This window comes from Niabella yanshanensis (assembly GCF_034424215.1).
In the GTDB taxonomy this organism is placed as follows: Bacteria; Bacteroidota; Bacteroidia; order Chitinophagales; family Chitinophagaceae; genus Niabella; species Niabella yanshanensis.
The window spans coordinates 3,851,182-3,867,423 of record NZ_CP139960.1; the positions used below are offsets into that span (position 1 = coordinate 3,851,182).

Sequence of the window (16,242 nt, forward strand, 5' to 3'; positions counted from 1 at the left end):
GGAAGCCCTTTGTTATTTCTACTGATAGCCCTAAGCAAGCGGTTTCCATTTTCTATCGTTATATAAATTATAAAAAAACGACAAAAGTTTTTGGTAGACGTTTCTTCTGTTTGTCGACAATGTTCCATTATCCGTCTTCCTGTTCTGTCCATTAATCTATTATTGGTTTTTAACCATTCCCGGTGAGATAGTTTTACAGCTGTAATCATTTTTACCTCTACAATACCTGCAATGAAAGCTGTAAAAATAATAGTACTCGCCTGTTTCCTCAGTTTGGGATTAAATGCTATAGGCCAAAGCAAGGAAGCAAAGCTGAAGCCATGGGTATGTTCCAATGGTTTTTGGGTGGTAGAAACGAATGTTAAAACGCCTCTTTTTAATAAAGTCAGATTTTATACCAATAATGGCTTGTTGATGGAAGAAAAAGAAATAAATGGAGCCCGGTTGAACGTTAAAAAAAGAAAAGTAAAAATAGAGCTAAAACAAATGCTGGAAGCAGTAGCGTTAGCCTGGGAGCAGCAACATAAAAGCGAGTGGGTGAAAAGATATTAATGTTTTTCTTTAGCACAATTGGCCCCGTGTCTTTCCAGGCATGGGGCATTTTCAATAAAAGCCGTTTGTCGACGAAAATTGCAGTTTGGTCAACTATTCCTGTAAATACTTTTTTCAGCCGTGCTTCCATTGTAATTTTAATATTGTTAATGGAAAAGTACCCTTTTATATTTTCTGACGAAGGGAAGTACCGCATCAGGCGACATGTGGCGTTTTGGACATTCTGGTGGATATTTCAGGCTTTTTTATATTCTTTTATTGCCTGGAACAGCAATGGACGTTATAATGAGCGGTTGATTATTGCTTTTATTGAGTCTTTTATATTTACCTGGAGCCATATGTTTCTGGCTTATGCGCTAATGTACTTTGTGATTCCGCGTTTCCTGTTACAGCAACGTTATTATGCTACCGCTGTTTTAACGATTGCCTTGTTCCTCGCAACAGCCTGGATTTCCGTATTGCTGGGTAATTACATCATTAACCCTATTATCAATATATTGGCCGATCAGGGATATGTTTTTCGTGACGAAATGAAGCCTATTATTATCCATCGGTCGATGATGGGTGTCTTGCGGGGTGGCCTTACGACCGCAGGTATTGCAGCTGCTATCAAGTTGATGAAGCACTGGTATGTTAAAGAGCAGCGCAACCTGCAGCTTCAAAAAGAAAATGTAGAGTCTCAACTTCAACTATTAAAGGCACAGGTGCATCCGCATTTTTTGTTCAATACCTTAAATAATATTTATTCCCATACACAGGATACCGCACCGGTGGCTGCTAAACTCATCACCGGTTTGTCAGATATCCTCCGGTTTATCCTGTATGAAGGTAATAACGCTTTGGTTCCTTTAAGCAGGGAGTTACAGATGATACGGGACTATATCGACCTGGAAAAAATAAGATATGGAAACCGTTTGGAACTGCATCTCGATTTACCTGACCAAACGGATGAGCTGTATATAACTCCATTGTTGTTGCTGCCACTGGTAGAGAATTCTTTTAAACATGGGGCGAGCAGTATGTTAGATCAGCCATGGATCAACATGAAGGTAAGCATCAATGGCAATCGTATGCACATGAAACTGGTGAACGGTAAAACCGGGGTTCCGCAGCCCGCAAAATCTTCAGGCATTGGTATCCGGAATGTAAAAACGAGATTGGCCTTACTCTACCCGGGCAAGCATGAATTTACTATCACCAATGAGGAAGAAGTGTTTATCCTGAATATGAAAGTGGAACTGGAGCGAAAATCAAAACCGTCTGTGGTGAAAACTGTTTCCCCGGTAATTGAACAGCTACAAAAACAAGTATGATACGTTGCCTGATAGTAGATGATGAGCCCCTGGCCAGAGATGTGATCAGGCGATACATCTCGGAGATATCCACGCTGGAACTCGTTGGCGAATGTGCCAATGCCATCCAGGCATTTACGGCTTTACAACAACAGCCTATTGATCTGCTTTTCCTCGATATACGTATGCCGCAGCTAAATGGAAATGATTTTCTAAAAGCATTAAAAAATCCACCCAAAGTTATTTTTACAACAGCCTTTTCGGAGTATGCATTGGAAGGCTACGAGTTGGATGTGGTGGACTACCTGGTAAAACCCATCCCGTTTGAACGTTTTTTAAAAGCTGTTAACAAAGCCTACCATTTTACCGACATCAGACCTGTGACAAGGCCTGTTGTTGAAGAGAAGCGATCAGAGTCATTCGTATACTTCCGGGTTGATCGAAAAATGGTTAAAGTAATGCTGGGCGATATTTTATATATTGAGAGCATGAAGGACTATGTAAAAATATTTACCAAGGGAGCAATGATTGTAACCAAGCAACCGATCAGTTCAGTGGAGGAAATGCTGCCCGAGCAGGATTTTATCAGAACGCACCGGTCCTTTATTGTATCAGTACAAAAAATCACTTCTTACACCCAGGAGCTGCTGGAGGTTGATAAAACAGAAATTCCTATAGGAAAGTTGTACAGGAATGAGGTGATGAAAGTATTAGATTACCGTACCGACCATCTAAAGCAGCGCTAACAATTCCCAATTACTTCTTAAACTATAAGTTACCGCGGCTATTTAACGGTATCTTGCTAAAGATATTCAGTCTTTTATGTATATTTAGTAATATGCGGTTGCCTTCGGCATATAAATTGACTATCCAAAAAGACCAAACAGCAATATTTGAAAACGAAAATTAATTTAAGAGAACTAAAGCTGAAAAAACTACGGTTTAAAAGGCTCCGGTACCGTACTATGCTTATTTTACTGGGCGTAGTGGCTACTGTTGTTCTTGCCTTTAATTTTTGGTTTATCGATCACGCCGAGGAAGCGCTTGAGCAAATTGTATACTCACAATCAAAGGGAAAGTTAAAGCTCAAAGTAGCTCAATTCAAATTTAACTGGATCAAAAATAAAATTGAATTGCAGGACGCATCTATTTTCAGTACGGATACTACAGCTGCTACCAGCTATGCAGTTAATTCAAAGAACATCAGTATAAAGGCCCGTGGGTTTCTACCACTGCTTTTTAACAGGGAAATTCTAATTGATTCAATAAGGCTGGTTTCTCCGGGAGTTGTTTTCACACGAAATAGGCCCAGGAATAAAGTTAAAGACACCACCAGCGACAATACATTTTCTGTAGCAGAAGAGATGGGGCGTATATCTAAGTCGATAACGAATGCGATCAATGTGCTTCAGATAGACAAATTCAGATTGGATGATGGTAGTTTTTCTCTGGTCGATAAAACAAGAGCAGGGGAAAAACCATTTGCAGTAAGTAATATCTTTATTCAGCTTGATAACCTGCAGGTAGATACCACCACGGGGAAAAAGGGGCAGCAAAAAATATCCTTTACCGACAATATAGCGGTTAGAACCTTTAATCAAAATATTGCTTTTCCGGGAGGAAGACATTTCATCGCTTTTAAAGATTTTAGGGTGAACCTGCAGAACCAGCGGGTGGAATTTGACAGTTGTACTTTAAGGGCAGTAAAGGGCGACAGCTCGCGCACCGCGTTTAAAATATTTTTCGACAAGTTACAATTAACCAATATCAATTTTGATTCTTTATATAGTTCCGAAACGATTATTGCAGATTCTGTGTATTGCAGCCGTCCACAGATCTTCCTGGATATTGATAGTGACCGGAAGGAGAACGGCAAAAAGAAGGAGAAGAAAGTGGGCGTGGAAAGAGTGGATGCTGTGATCCAGCAATTATTAGGTGATATGCGCCTGGGATATGTAGGAGTTAAGAATGCTGACATTGATGTGAACACTATTAAAAAAGGACGAATCAGTACTTTTTCATCCAGGGATAACAACTTTGAAATATATAAGCTAGCCGTTAGGCAAAATGAAACCAGGCCTATTTCGCTGGATAAGTTTGTAATGTCATTGCACAATTATGAAAACGTCATAAGAGATGGGCGTTACGCTATTGCTTTTGACAGTGTACGTTTTGAAGATGATATCATTAATCTGAGCCAGTTTAGCTTTAAGGAACTGGATAAAGGGAAAACTGTTAAAAGCCTTTCAATGCCGAGTTTCCAGGTAAGAGGTCTTTCATGGGAATCTCTTTTGTATGAAAATGTATTTTCAGCGCAGAGCGCTACATTCTATGATCCCAAAGTGAATTATACACTAAATGGCGATAAAAAGAGAAGCAGGTCTAAGAACCTGTTTGAAACTTTAAATAGTGTAGATGATGTAATGGATCTTAAAAACCTGGGTATTTACCGTGGAGATATTCAATTGAATTTTAGTAAGGGCGGTTCTTTACATCTCATTAATACCAACCTTGATTTGCGGGCCAACGATTTTACCAGCGCTGACAGGATAAAAAATGTACAACGGTCGGTAAACGTCCTGAGCTTTGACAAAGGTGTTTTCCAAAAAGGCACCCTGACGGCTAATCTGAACCAGGTACATCTGTCAGAAAATAAAAGCGGGTTGCGTGCGACCAGCATGGATATAAAAGGAAATGATATACAAGCCAGTGCGCATAATATTTTTATCGGGTCGGTTATTTTAGATAGTGCGAATCAAAGTATTTTAGTTGACGGGGTAAAATGGAATAGAGCTACCGTGCGTATGACACGGTCTTCTAAAAAAAATACAACCACAACCGTTAAAAAGAACAAAACGCCTTTAGTGCTTCGCCAAATTCGGGGCGCTAATACATCGCTGGATCTTACTTTGGATGCGCACTACATCACAGGTAGCTTTAATGCCATTCTTTTAAATGAATTTATAAAGAACGCAACGGGCAGGCCGGAAATAAAAGGGCTGAGCCTTGACGGACAGAATGTGTTAGTACAGGGGCCTGACCTTCGTGTTTCGGTTGATAGGCTCGACATTAAAGATAAAACACATAGTGTAATAGAAGGTATTGAGTTGCAGCAGCAAAACCAGTTCGACACTATTATGGCGGTGATACCACGGCTTGCGATCATCCCTAATATTACTGAAATCGTAAGCGGTAATCTTACCCTGCAGGGACTGGTGTTACAGGAGCCCAAAGTAACGGCAACGATTGGCAATAAAGAGGGCATTGCTAAAAAAGAAAAAAAAGCTACTACCATTGAACTTGGAAGCGCCTTGCTGCAAAAGCCGGATATCGATCTGACCCTGATTAATAAGCAGGATTCTGTCAGCTCCCTAAGGTGGGATGGAACAAAGCTGAATAGTTATTTAAAGATCACCAATCTGAAGTCTACCCCGGAAACCCCGCTCAAGGCCGATCAGATCAAGATGTTTCTTACCAATTTTGAATTCATCACCGCCAGGGCAAGGAAGTACGCTACGAATGATAACAAACTTAATATTGAGTTAAACGATGTTGTAGTAACCAAGAACGGCGATGGTAAAATGGATTGGAAGACTAACCTCAATATTCTATCACTAGAGAAACTGGCTTTTGATAGTCTTGGTAAGAACAATGCGGTGCTTGAGCTGGATAAGGGTGATGTAAGAAATGTAGCATTAAACTCCAAGTACGTGGGTAGTGTGGGCGATATCATCACCAACAGCCCGCATCTGAGCATCAACGGTACTAATGGTAAATTCGCAACAGGAAAAAATACGCTGAAGTGGTATGGATTTACCGTGAAAGACCGCGTATTGGGCGTCGATTCATTCAGCCTTGTTCCAAAACAATCGGTTGAAGAATACCGTATCGCAAAAGCTTACAATGAGGACTACCTGAGCATTAAAACGGGAAAGATCATTGGCGGTCCCATCGATCTTGAAAAATACAATCATGACAGTATTTTAAGCATTGGCCGGATTGAGTTGAATGATGTGGATCTTTTTACGTTTAAAGATAAACTGCAACCCGATACTGCTAAAAGGTATAAGCCATTGCCCGCAGAAATGTTGCTTGGCTTAAAAAGCAGTTTGAATATTGATAGTGTGAAGCTGAACAATATGCATGTAACTTATTGGGAAATTAACCCGAATACCGATACGTTAGGCATTATACCCGTTTCTAACCTTAATGTGTTAATGCGGAATATCAAAAACTATGATATTCAACCCAACGATAGTATTTACATACTGGCTTCTGCCGATGTGCTGGATCAGCTACACACAACCCTCGATGTAAGCCAGTCTTACAGCGATACTACCGGGTATATGCGGATGAACCTTACAACCGGGCCTATGGATCTGGCGCAATTCAACACAGTGCTGGTTCCCCTGGTTGGTGCAAAGGTCTTTGATGGCCAATTACAAAGTTTACAGGTAAATGCTGTTGGTACCAATGATGCGGCATTGGGTTCTGCATATATGCGCTATAGGGGACTTAAGGTTGGACTACTCAATAAAAAAGATCTGCCTAACCAGACTTTTATGAATAAACTGGTAAGTAGAATTGCGATGGCTTTTGTGGTGAGAAAGAATAACCGGGGAAAAGAGTCGCTGGTATTTTTTGAGCGATGGCAGGATAAGTCTCCTATCAACTATATCATTAAAACTACGCTGGAAGGTATTAAATCAGGCATCGGTTTGCCGGGAGGCAAAAAGAAACTGAGGAAATACAATAAAAAAATAGCAGCAACAAAGAAATAGCAAAGACAAATATGAAAACGATCTCTATGCCGGACGACTTTTATATTGAAGGGTACCGGTTCTCATTCAGTAAAGAGGCAATTCCTAAAGATACAGTTTACGATTATTTGTCCCTGGCAAGTTATTGGGCTAAAGGCATCTCAATGGAACTGGTTGAACGATCTATTGAAAATTCAATTTGCCTGGGTATCTATGCTGATAAAGGTTTGTTAGCCGGTTTTGGCCGGATGATTACTGACCAGGCAGTATTTGCTTACCTGGCTGATATTTTTATACTGGAAGCCCATCGTGGTAAAGGGTTGTCGAAAGTAATGGTTCAGGCATTCTGCGACCTGGCGGAGCAATTTCAGGTGAGGCGCACTATGCTGGCTACGCTTGATGCGCAAGGATTGTATGCGCAATTTAATTTTGAGCAACTCACTAATCCTGAGCGATTCATGACCCGTAGCGGAGTGGCCTACTAGGCCATTCGGTTTATATGTTTATTTGCGGTACCTTTGCAGGCTTTAATCGCCAGGCTTTGTTATGGATAGAATTTATTTAGATAATGCGGCAACTACCTCATTAGACAAAGAGGTGCTTGATGCTATGTTGCCTTATATGACCACTCATTTTGGCAATCCTTCTTCTATTTATTCTTATGGAAGGGAGACGCGCTTGGCGGTAGAGAATGCACGTAAAACCGTTGCCAGGCTGCTGGGAGCGCATCCTGGTGAAATTTTCTTTACCAGCGGTGGTACGGAGGCCAACAATACCGCCATACTGGCTTCTTTGCGGGACCTGGGCTGTAAACATATCATTACATCACCCATAGAACATCATGCGGTATTGCATACGGTTTCCCATTACAGCAATGATAGTGTTTCGCATAGTTACGTAAAATTATTGCCTGATGGGCATGTGGATTTAAAGAATCTGGAAGAGCAATTAGCCAATGCAGGTGTTAAATGTCTTGTCAGCCTGATGCACGCTAATAATGAAATTGGCAATTTGCTGAGCATGAATGCAGTGAGCGCCCTATGCAAAAAATATGACGCGCTGTTTCATTCGGACTGCGTGCAAACTGTGGGGCATTACCCCATAGATTTAAGCCGCATACAGGTTGATTTTATTTCTGCTGCCGGTCATAAATTCCATGGTCCGAAGGGAACGGGTATTTTATATGTGAGTCGTGAGTTGCAGGTAAAGCCCATGATACATGGTGGCGGCCAGGAGCGAAACATGCGGGCAGGTACCGAGAATATTTACGGCATTGTTGGGTTTGCCAAAGCGTTGGAACTGGCAATGTTAAACTATGAAAAGGATTCGGTGTATATCACATCACTTAAAAGCTATATGACAGCGCAGTTGCTGGAAAAAATACCTTCGGTAAGTTTTAACGGTGATTATGCCGGCAGTTCTCTCTACACGGTTTTAAATGCATCCTTTCCGTTAACCGAAAGATCGGAGATGTTATTGTTCAATCTTGATATTAATAATATCTGTGTTTCGGGTGGCAGCGCCTGTAGCAGCGGCGCCAACCAGGGCTCGCATGTCATCAATATTGTTAGCGGCGACCCCAACAAAGTAGCTATACGTTTTTCCTTTTGCAGGCATAATACAAAAGAGGAGATAGACCACGTAATTGAGAAACTTAAGGAGTTGCTGTAGTCTTACAGCTAACCTCTAAATAATGAATAGGATAGTCACTGAACATTAATCAGTATACCGTCTTCGGACAGGTTTCTATTTTTCTGTTACCCGGTACTCAGGATCATCTATAATGTCTACCTCAATTACGCCGGCAGCATTGGATAGCAAACGCCTGCAGTCGGCGCTCAGGTGCCTTAGCCTGATTGTCTTGCCGAGGTCGGCGTACCGCTTACTGAGCTTGTGAACCGCATCAATAGCACTCATATCGCTGATACGGCTTTCTTTAAAATCAATGATCACGATCTCCGGATCATTGGCAACGTCAAATTTTTCAGCAAATGCTGTAGTGGAGCCGAAGAATAAAGGGCCATAAATTTCATAGTGTTTAATGCCCTCCGCGTCAGTATATTTTTTAGCCCTGATGCGTTTGGCGCTTTCCCAGGCAAAAACCAGGGCTGCGATGATAACGCCTATCAATACGGCAAGCGCCAGGTTGTGCAGCCATACGGTTATAACGGCAACCAATATACCTACTACAATATCCGCCTTGGGCATTTTATTAATGATGCGGAAGCTGGCCCATTCAAAAGTGCCGATGGCTACCATCATCATAACACCTGTTAATGCGGCCATAGGTACCCTGCCAATAATCGGTGCACCAAATAATATTATGGCTAAGATAGTTAATGCGGCAATAATGCCAGATAAACGGGCCCTTGCACCGGCTGATAGGTTTACAAATGTTTGGGCAATCATAGGGCAACCACCCATACCCGTGAAAAAGCCATTGAGCAGGTTCGCTGTTCCCTGCGCCAGGCATTCCCGGTTGCTGTTACCTTTCGTGTCGGTTATTTCGTCAACCAGGTTCAAAGTAAGTAATCCTTCTGTTAAACCTACGCAAGCCATTACCAGGGCGTAGGGGAATATGATCTGCAGCGTTTCCAGGTTGAAAGGAACCGAGGGTATATGAAACGGCGGGAACCCCCCGGCAACTGAAGCAATATCCGATACCGTTTTAGTAGAGACGCCAAAAATTTCTACCACGGCAAAAACCACGGCAATAGCCACCAGGGATGAAGGAATCGCTTTCGTGATCTTCGGAAAAAAAATAACAATGGCAATCGTAAGGGCCACCAGGCCTATCATGCCATATAAGGGTATGCCCGACAACCAGGCATCGCCACCGGCTGTTTTAAACTGGTTAAGCTGAGACATGAAAATGATAACGGCCAACCCGTTTACAAAACCATACATCACCGGCTGTGGCACCAGGCGAATGAACTTGCCCAGTTTCAAAATACCTATCAGTAATTGAATAATACCCGCCAGCGCTACGGCAGCAAATACATAGTCGATGCCGTTCGATTTCATTAATGCGATCAGCGTAACAACGGTAGCGCCGGCGCCGCCTGAAACCAGTCCCGGACGGCCCCCCAGAATCGCAGTTACCAATCCCATTATAAAAGCAGCGTATAAGCCGGTAAGGGGGTTAAAGCCAGCCAGTATAGCAAAAGACAGAGACTCGGGGATCATGGTCATCGCTACAGTAAGTCCTGCCAGTATTTCGGTGCGGTAATTTACTTTTTGGGAAAAATCGAATAAACGGAGAATAGGGGTCATATTTAAAAAGTTGCAAAGGTAAAGAAATACAATGGGTGCATTAGGTTGGTTGAATAGTTAATGAGTTGACTGGTTGGTAAGTTGATAGGTTGACTGGTTGATTGGTAAAGGATGGTGTTAAGTGTTGATAACTTAACAGCGAAATGACGGATCCATTGATCCAATACTAAAATACAAATGCCCGGAGCATATATATCCGGGCATTTCATTCGTATTATTCTTTTGGATGTTTCTTGTCAACTATTCCACTTGTTAACTGACTGACTTCTAAGTAGCCCATCCTTTATCTCCTTTCTGATAAGGCATACAGCCATCATACTTACCGGGAACCGCAGCATAACGTAAGGCCTTGGTAGCTCCTGGTTCAGATGTGAAGAAGCCCAATAAAGTTAGTTCCTTCATCATACTGAAATAATGTTTTGACAAACGGGCTCTGCCATAACCGAAATTGCCTTTGGATCTTTCAACAGAATCCTTGGCGTTTTCTTCTTTGTCGAGCGCGGCTTGTTTGGCCTTGTAGTCATCGGTGCCGGTATATTCTTTGGCTTCTTTATCTAACGCTGTCAGCAATTCTGTTCTTTGCTGAGGCTGCATTTGCATAAAGCCATTCTGGTATTTCTCCTTACTTAATTTTTCGATCGAACTGATGCCTTCTTTAAAAACCTGCTGATCCTGCGGCGTATAACAGTCGCGTACCATTACATGCATAAACTCACCCACCTTCGCATCTTTGGCGCCGGGTGTTGTTGTTTTAGGTAAAATAGTTTCGGCTATCTCGTCCAGGTAGGCTATTTCATCCTTGGTAAAAAAGTCGGGAAGAACTTCTGCGCCTGCTCCTGCCGCATCTTTTTTAGGAGTGGTTTTGCAACCTGTTTGAATGAACAATTCTGCTCCCAAAACAGTGCCGCCCATTAATAGCGCAACTTTTTGTACTGCTTGTCTTCTGTTCATGTTAATTTATTTAAAGATAACAGATGATAGTTGACGGATGACAGTCCCCAAATCTATTCTGTAGTTTAAAGTGATATTTAGTTTATTAGTAAGCTTGCGCTTGAAATGGTCAGTAAACAGTAATACCCTCTGCCAATTGCTCGCTGTATTACAAATTTCCTTTCTTGAGTTCGTTTACTGCAAAGTCGGCTGCACGGGCAGTAAGCGCCATATAAGTAAGAGATGGATTTACACAGGCCGCACTGGTCATGCAGGCGCCATCTGTTACAAACACATTCTTGGCATCCCATACCTGGTTGTTTCCGTTAAGTACAGAGGTCTTTGGGTCGCGCCCCATGCGGGCTGTCCCCATTTCATGTATGCCCTGGCCAAAGCCGTATACACTGTCGTAAGTATGTACATCTTTCAATCCGGCAGCTTCCAGCATCTCAGCCGCATCATTCATCATATCGGAACGCATCTTCATTTCGTTTTCCTTGATCTCTGCATCAATATTTAACACCGGCAAGCCCCATTTGTCTTTCACGTTCTTATCCAGCGTTATTTTATTATCATGATAAGGCAGGATCTCTCCGAATGCGCCTAATCCCATTGTCCACGATCCTGGTTCCGATAACGCCTCTTTCAACTCAGCGCCCACGCTGTATTCTGCAATGGTGCGTTGCCAGTTTTGACGGCTGGCGCCACCCTGGTAGCCAAAGCCACGCAGGTACTCTCTTTTATCGTTCCCGATGTTTCTGAAACGCGGAATATAAATGCCACCCGGCTTGCGGCCAAAATAGTATTTGTCCTCGTAACCTTCTACTCTGCCTGAAGCGCCACAACGGAAATGGTGGTCCATCAGGTTATGACCTAACTCGCCACTACTGCTCCCCAGTCCACCTTCCCATACATCTGTAGCAGAGTTCATCAGCACCCATGTAGAGTTCATTGCTGAAGCGCAAACAAAAACCACTTTGGCAAAATACTCGTAGGTTTTATTCGTTTCGGCATCAATAATCTCAACCCCTTTTGCTTTTTTAGTGTCTTTATCGTAAATAATTTTTGTTACGATTGAAAAGGGTCTTAAAGTAAGGTTACCCGTTTTCATAGCCGCAGGCAGTGTTGAAGATTGTGTGCTGAAATAAGCGCCGAAAGGACAGCCCAGCCAGCATTTATTACGATACTGACAAGCAGTTCTGCCAGGTAATGGCTGTGTAATATTGGCTACCCGGGCATTGGTTATAATACGCGATCCTTTATAATGTTTTTTGACCCGGTCTGCAACGTCTTTTTCTACGCAGTTCATGGGCATGGCCGGCATCAGGTGGCCATTAGGATACCCCGGGAAGTCTTCGTTGGTACCATTAATACCCGCAAACTTCTCTGCGTAGGTATACCAGGCATCCAGGTCGGCATGGCGAATCGGCCAGTCAACACCAACGCCATCTTTGGCATTGGCTTCGAAATCGATATCGCTGTGGCGATAGCTTTGGCGGCCCCACATTAATGATCTGCCTCCTACATGGTAGCCCCGGTACCAGTCGAAGCGCTTGGTTTCTGTATAGGGACATTCTTTTTCATTTACCCAATAATCAAGATTGGTTTCATTTAAAGGGTAGTCTCTTTTTAAAACAGGATGATCTTTGATCATTTCCTGCGTACGCCCGCCACGATGTGGAAAGTCCCAGGGGTTTTTATTGGCGTTTACATAATCCTGGACGTGCTTGATATCACGCCCACGTTCCAGCATGATCGTTTTAAGTCCTTTTTCGGTTAATTCCTTTGCGGCCCATCCTCCGGATATACCACTACCAATAACAATAGCATCATAAATGTTATCTGCCATATCAAAGTTTTCTTTTAAATATAGTTTTCGAATAGTATAGCAAGCTGTTTCATTGCAAGCAGGTTTTAAAGATATTCAAAATCGCTGAAATCATTCAATCCGTGGAAATATTTTCCCAGACTTTTAAAAAAATAACCCCGAAGCTAACGGTTTAACCCTTGGCCTCGGGGACTGGATTATTTTAAATAATCAGGTCTAATTTCTTAACGTTGAAAGATATATACTTCTCTTCCTGTAGTGGTAGAACGCTGAAGTGTCATCCGGCGAAATGATCCGGCAAGATTCTCCTGTATTTCAAATTGGTCACCGCCATAAAGAATGGTTTTAGTATCTAAGAAAGAGTAGGTTTTGGCAGATGCAGGATCTGCTACCCCGCTGGAGTTATAAATATAAACCTTGTTGTCAGATTTGAACTCTGCCCAGCCTGCGCCGGCGGTGAGATTCTCGGAACTGACCGGTTCGGAAGCACTTGCCAGGTAAATTTGCCGGGTTAACTCCCATTTACCCGTTCTGGCATTATTCCGCACCGTATCTACTCCCAGTCCGTCCCGGGTTTTACTGCATGATGCAAATGATAAAAGAGCGATGGTGCCCAACATAAAAAAAGATGTGATTTTTTTCATTATCAGTTTTTTTAATGATTACGGATTATAAAACGCTGCATAATAGGAGTGTGCTGACGGAGAATTGGTTGCATGCAGTAATGTTTGAGGATTTAGCTAAATATATGGCTGCTATAACAGCAACGAATTTGCCGATTGGCTGCCACCGATATTCCCAAATAAACAAGGTTGTTCGAAAAAAATTATCTTTGCAGTATGCAAAATAATACAGATACAAGGTTCCAGGAAGATGTGGATGTACTGACACTCACTGCTTCATCCTGCCAGCTGATTGTCTGGAATGATGAAGTGAATACTTTTGAATGGGTGATTGAAACATTGATGGACATTTGCGGACATAGCTTCGAGCAGGCAGAGCAATGTGCCTATATCATTCATTTCAAAGGTAAATATGCGGTTAAGGCAGGCCAGTTTGACGATCTGAAACCTATGTGCGAAGCAATTATTGATCGGGGTATTAATGCAACTGTTGAAGAGGTGGTATCTTAAGTATGTTGTTTTTGTAAATTCTCCTACCTATTATTTTTAAGAATTAGAATGGCAATTTTTGCCCTTGATGAATCCATCCAGTTTCCTCCTGTTCATTTAGCCGAACCAGATGGCTTGTTGGCAATAGGAGGGGACCTGTCCAGCGAGCGGCTGTTGTTAGCCTACCAGTCCGGGATTTTCCCCTGGTATAGTCAGCCGCCTATACTGTGGTGGTGCCCCGATCCCCGATTTGTATTATTTCCCAAAGAATTAAAAATCAGCAAGAGCCTCAGGCCCTTATTGAATCGTAACGCTTTTGAATTTACAGTGAACAAGGCCTTTAAAGAGGTGATCAGTCATTGTAAAAACGTTGATCGCCCCGGGCAGCCCGGTACCTGGATCGGCGATGAAATAGTGGAAGCCTATTGCCGGCTGCACCAGTTAGGCTACGCGCATAGCGCAGAGGTCTGGCAGGATGGGAACCTGGCAGGCGGCTTATATGGCATCAGGTTGGGTAAGGTGTTTTTTGGGGAAAGTATGTTTAGCCTGGTAAGTAATGCATCTAAATATGCGTTTACCAAATATGTGCAACAGCTTATAAAAGAGGAGGTACAGTTAATAGATTGCCAGGTGCATACAGAATACCTGGAGAGCCTGGGCGCAGAGATGATTGACGGAAGCGAATTCCAGCGATTGTTAAAGCTGCTGACAGATACGCATGATCAATAAGAATCCCTGCAATTGGCGGATACCATTTACGATAAATTAAAAGCGCGTTGAGAAAATATTAGGTAACATGTCCCTCCAGGTGGGCCAGTCGTGCTTATAGTTTTCTCCCCAATTATCGAAGTCGTAATTAATACCCTTATCATATAAGATCTTCGCAAAATCTCCTCCTGCCCTGGGATCTTCATAAGAGCCGCTTCCCGTTAAAATATGTATATGGTTGCTTCGCCTGATGTTTTCCAGTGTGTAATGGTCTGAAAGATTAGGCATATAATGTTGAGGGCTGTTGAAATACACGTTGTCGTCCATGTAGCCATTGCTATAGTAAGTAAGGTCATAAACGCCACTCATGGCAATCACGCCGTTGATCAGATCAGGCCGTTTTAAAAACAAATTCATACTGTGCAGGGCTCCAAATGAAGCGCCGCTGATAAACACCGGTGTTTCCGGGCTGGTTTCACTTTTGATATAGGGAATTACTTCATTGTAGATGTAATTGTTCCATTGCACATGACGATTCGCTTTGTCCCAGGGCACCATATTATTGTTCATCCAGCTTTCGTTGTTTACGCTATCCACCGAAAACACTTTCATTTTACCTGCGTTAATAAAAGGGGCCAGTGAGTCGATTAACTGAAAGCGCTCGTATTCCAGGTAATCTGCCGCTGCGGTAGGGACCAGCAATAACGAAAAACCATAATTGCCATAGCTGACAATCGGCATTTCTTTATGTAAGGAGGGACTATGCCAGCTAAAGACATTTCTATTCATATATTGATTTAATGTTTTGTGTAAAATAGAATATTAATACCACATCAACAATATTTCAGCTATTTCAAATTTGAAAAATTTTTAAATTTCAATAATAGCCGGTTTTTACTAATTGATGCTACCGGCCAACCTTCTGCTAGTTTATCGGCCTGATTCTGCTAATTTTGGCGTTTTAAAAAAATTGAGGAAATGAAATTGATACAGACTGCGGAAAGGGTGTCGCAATTAGATGCATCGGACAATTACGTGTACCAAAGATCGCTATTGGCCTATGATGAAGCTGCGAAGCTGGTTTCAGGAGATGTGTTGGAAATAGGTACCGGAAGCGGTTATGGAATCGAATTGATAGCGTCGAGGGTAAACCGTTTTGTGACGATCGATAAATTTGAAAATGATAATGTAGCGCCTTTACTGCAGAAGCATTCGAATATCAAGTTTCTTAAAATGAATATTCCTCCATTTGAGGGGATACCAGATAATACTTTTGACTTTGTGATCACTTTCCAGGTAATAGAGCATATAAAGAATGATAAGCTGTTTACCAAAGAAATTCATCGTGTATTAAAACCCGGTGGTAAGTTAATAGTAACCACGCCTAACAAAAAAATGTCACTCACCCGTAATCCCTGGCATATCAGGGAGTACCTGGTTCCCGAATTGAAAGATTTGTTGTTAAAAGATTTTAGCAGTGTCAAAACATTGGGAGTATATGGCGATGATACCGCGATGGAATATTATTATGCCAACAAAAAAGCAGTTGACAGAATTACCCGTTTTGACTTTTTGAATCTTCAGCACCATTTACCACGCTGGGTATTGCAGGTGCCTTATGACCTTTTAAACCGCTGGAACCGCAAGAAAATGCTACATAACGATAACGAAATGGTAGCTAAGATCAAAATGAGCGACTTCTTTATTGCTGAGGCCGGTAACGACTGCCTGGACCTGTTTTACATCGCAGAAAAATAATTTAGTAAATTTGGGTACTAAATTTTGAA

At 42.3% G+C, this 16,242-nt stretch carries 14 protein-coding genes; 9 read left to right on the forward strand and 5 right to left on the reverse strand.

Translation table 11 applies throughout. From position 1 onward, the window contains the following. Nucleotides 1–231: 231 nt before the first annotated feature. The 6 genes from U0035_RS15925 to U0035_RS15950 all read left to right on the forward strand — a co-directional run bounded on the left by U0035_RS15925 (nucleotide 232) and on the right by U0035_RS15950 (nucleotide 8,275). Nucleotides 232–552 (forward strand): hypothetical protein, encoded by a 321-nt coding sequence (locus U0035_RS15925; protein WP_114792996.1) that lies wholly within the window; start codon nucleotides 232–234, stop codon nucleotides 550–552. Next, nucleotides 534–1,865, forward strand: coding sequence for a sensor histidine kinase (locus U0035_RS15930; RefSeq protein WP_327138702.1), 1,332 nt, complete (start codon nucleotides 534–536; stop codon nucleotides 1,863–1,865). The genes U0035_RS15925 and U0035_RS15930 overlap by 19 nt, the downstream gene beginning before the upstream one ends. Further along, a complete protein-coding gene (locus U0035_RS15935) occupies nucleotides 1,862–2,590 on the forward strand; it encodes a LytR/AlgR family response regulator transcription factor (RefSeq protein ID WP_114792998.1) in 729 nt (242 codons plus the stop codon). Before U0035_RS15930 ends, U0035_RS15935 begins: the two co-directional genes overlap by 4 nt. A gap of 147 nt (nucleotides 2,591–2,737) precedes the next feature. After that, a complete protein-coding gene (locus tag U0035_RS15940; RefSeq protein ID WP_162818011.1) occupies nucleotides 2,738–6,625 on the forward strand; it encodes an AsmA family protein in 3,888 nt (1,295 codons plus the stop codon). 11 nt (nucleotides 6,626–6,636) lie between these two features. Further along, on the forward strand, nucleotides 6,637–7,089 hold the full coding sequence (locus U0035_RS15945; protein WP_245957830.1) for a GNAT family N-acetyltransferase: 453 nt from the start codon (nucleotides 6,637–6,639) through the stop codon (nucleotides 7,087–7,089). Between the two features lie 61 nt (nucleotides 7,090–7,150). Beyond that, nucleotides 7,151–8,275, forward strand: coding sequence for a cysteine desulfurase family protein (locus U0035_RS15950; protein ID WP_114793002.1), 1,125 nt, complete (start codon nucleotides 7,151–7,153; stop codon nucleotides 8,273–8,275). Between the two features lie 75 nt (nucleotides 8,276–8,350). Here U0035_RS15950 and U0035_RS15955 read toward each other — a convergent pair whose 3' ends face one another. The 4 genes from U0035_RS15955 to U0035_RS15970 form a co-directional block, all read right to left on the reverse strand. Next, a complete protein-coding gene (locus U0035_RS15955; protein ID WP_114793004.1) occupies nucleotides 8,351–9,877 on the reverse strand; it encodes a SulP family inorganic anion transporter in 1,527 nt (508 codons plus the stop codon). Nucleotides 9,878–10,144: 267 nt separating this feature from the next. Continuing rightward, a complete protein-coding gene (locus U0035_RS15960) occupies nucleotides 10,145–10,828 on the reverse strand; it encodes a gluconate 2-dehydrogenase subunit 3 family protein (protein ID WP_114793006.1) in 684 nt (227 codons plus the stop codon). Nucleotides 10,829–10,976: 148 nt separating this feature from the next. Then, nucleotides 10,977–12,656, reverse strand: a complete 1,680-nt coding sequence (locus tag U0035_RS15965; protein WP_114793008.1) for a GMC oxidoreductase — start codon at nucleotides 12,654–12,656, stop codon at nucleotides 10,977–10,979. A gap of 203 nt (nucleotides 12,657–12,859) precedes the next feature. Further along, nucleotides 12,860–13,279: a hypothetical protein gene (locus U0035_RS15970; RefSeq protein ID WP_114793010.1), complete on the reverse strand. Its 420-nt coding sequence runs from the start codon at nucleotides 13,277–13,279 to the stop codon at nucleotides 12,860–12,862. Nucleotides 13,280–13,474: 195 nt separating this feature from the next. On the opposite strand from U0035_RS15970, the gene U0035_RS15975 reads away from it, so the two are divergent. Then, nucleotides 13,475–13,768, forward strand: a complete 294-nt coding sequence (locus tag U0035_RS15975) for an ATP-dependent Clp protease adaptor ClpS (RefSeq protein ID WP_114793014.1) — start codon at nucleotides 13,475–13,477, stop codon at nucleotides 13,766–13,768. Between the two features lie 48 nt (nucleotides 13,769–13,816). Beyond that, nucleotides 13,817–14,476, forward strand: coding sequence for a leucyl/phenylalanyl-tRNA--protein transferase (aat, locus tag U0035_RS15980; RefSeq protein ID WP_114793016.1), 660 nt, complete (start codon nucleotides 13,817–13,819; stop codon nucleotides 14,474–14,476). Between the two features lie 36 nt (nucleotides 14,477–14,512). On the opposite strand, the gene U0035_RS15985 is transcribed toward aat, so the two are convergent. Continuing rightward, nucleotides 14,513–15,244, reverse strand: coding sequence for an esterase family protein (locus U0035_RS15985; protein WP_114793018.1), 732 nt, complete (start codon nucleotides 15,242–15,244; stop codon nucleotides 14,513–14,515). 189 nt (nucleotides 15,245–15,433) lie between these two features. On the opposite strand from U0035_RS15985, the gene U0035_RS15990 reads away from it, so the two are divergent. Further along, nucleotides 15,434–16,213 carry a class I SAM-dependent methyltransferase gene (locus U0035_RS15990; protein ID WP_114793020.1) on the forward strand — a complete coding sequence of 260 codons (780 nt, stop codon included), beginning with the start codon at nucleotides 15,434–15,436 and terminating at the stop codon, nucleotides 16,211–16,213. Nucleotides 16,214–16,242: the final 29 nt, after the last annotated feature.

Coding starts and splice junctions, on each gene's coding strand:
- U0035_RS15985 (WP_114793018.1), bottom strand. CDS start 15,244: ATGAATAGAAATGTCTTTAGCTGGCATAGTCCCTCCTTACATAAAGAA.
- U0035_RS15945 (WP_245957830.1), top strand. CDS start 6,637: ATGAAAACGATCTCTATGCCGGACGACTTTTATATTGAAGGGTACCGG.
- U0035_RS15950 (WP_114793002.1), top strand. CDS start 7,151: ATGGATAGAATTTATTTAGATAATGCGGCAACTACCTCATTAGACAAA.
- U0035_RS15960 (WP_114793006.1), bottom strand. CDS start 10,828: ATGAACAGAAGACAAGCAGTACAAAAAGTTGCGCTATTAATGGGCGGC.
- U0035_RS15935 (WP_114792998.1), top strand. CDS start 1,862: ATGATACGTTGCCTGATAGTAGATGATGAGCCCCTGGCCAGAGATGTG.
- U0035_RS15955 (WP_114793004.1), bottom strand. CDS start 9,877: ATGACCCCTATTCTCCGTTTATTCGATTTTTCCCAAAAAGTAAATTAC.
- U0035_RS15990 (WP_114793020.1), top strand. CDS start 15,434: ATGAAATTGATACAGACTGCGGAAAGGGTGTCGCAATTAGATGCATCG.
- U0035_RS15975 (WP_114793014.1), top strand. CDS start 13,475: ATGCAAAATAATACAGATACAAGGTTCCAGGAAGATGTGGATGTACTG.
- U0035_RS15925 (WP_114792996.1), top strand. CDS start 232: ATGAAAGCTGTAAAAATAATAGTACTCGCCTGTTTCCTCAGTTTGGGA.
- U0035_RS15965 (WP_114793008.1), bottom strand. CDS start 12,656: ATGGCAGATAACATTTATGATGCTATTGTTATTGGTAGTGGTATATCC.
- U0035_RS15970 (WP_114793010.1), bottom strand. CDS start 13,279: ATGAAAAAAATCACATCTTTTTTTATGTTGGGCACCATCGCTCTTTTA.
- aat (WP_114793016.1), top strand. CDS start 13,817: ATGGCAATTTTTGCCCTTGATGAATCCATCCAGTTTCCTCCTGTTCAT.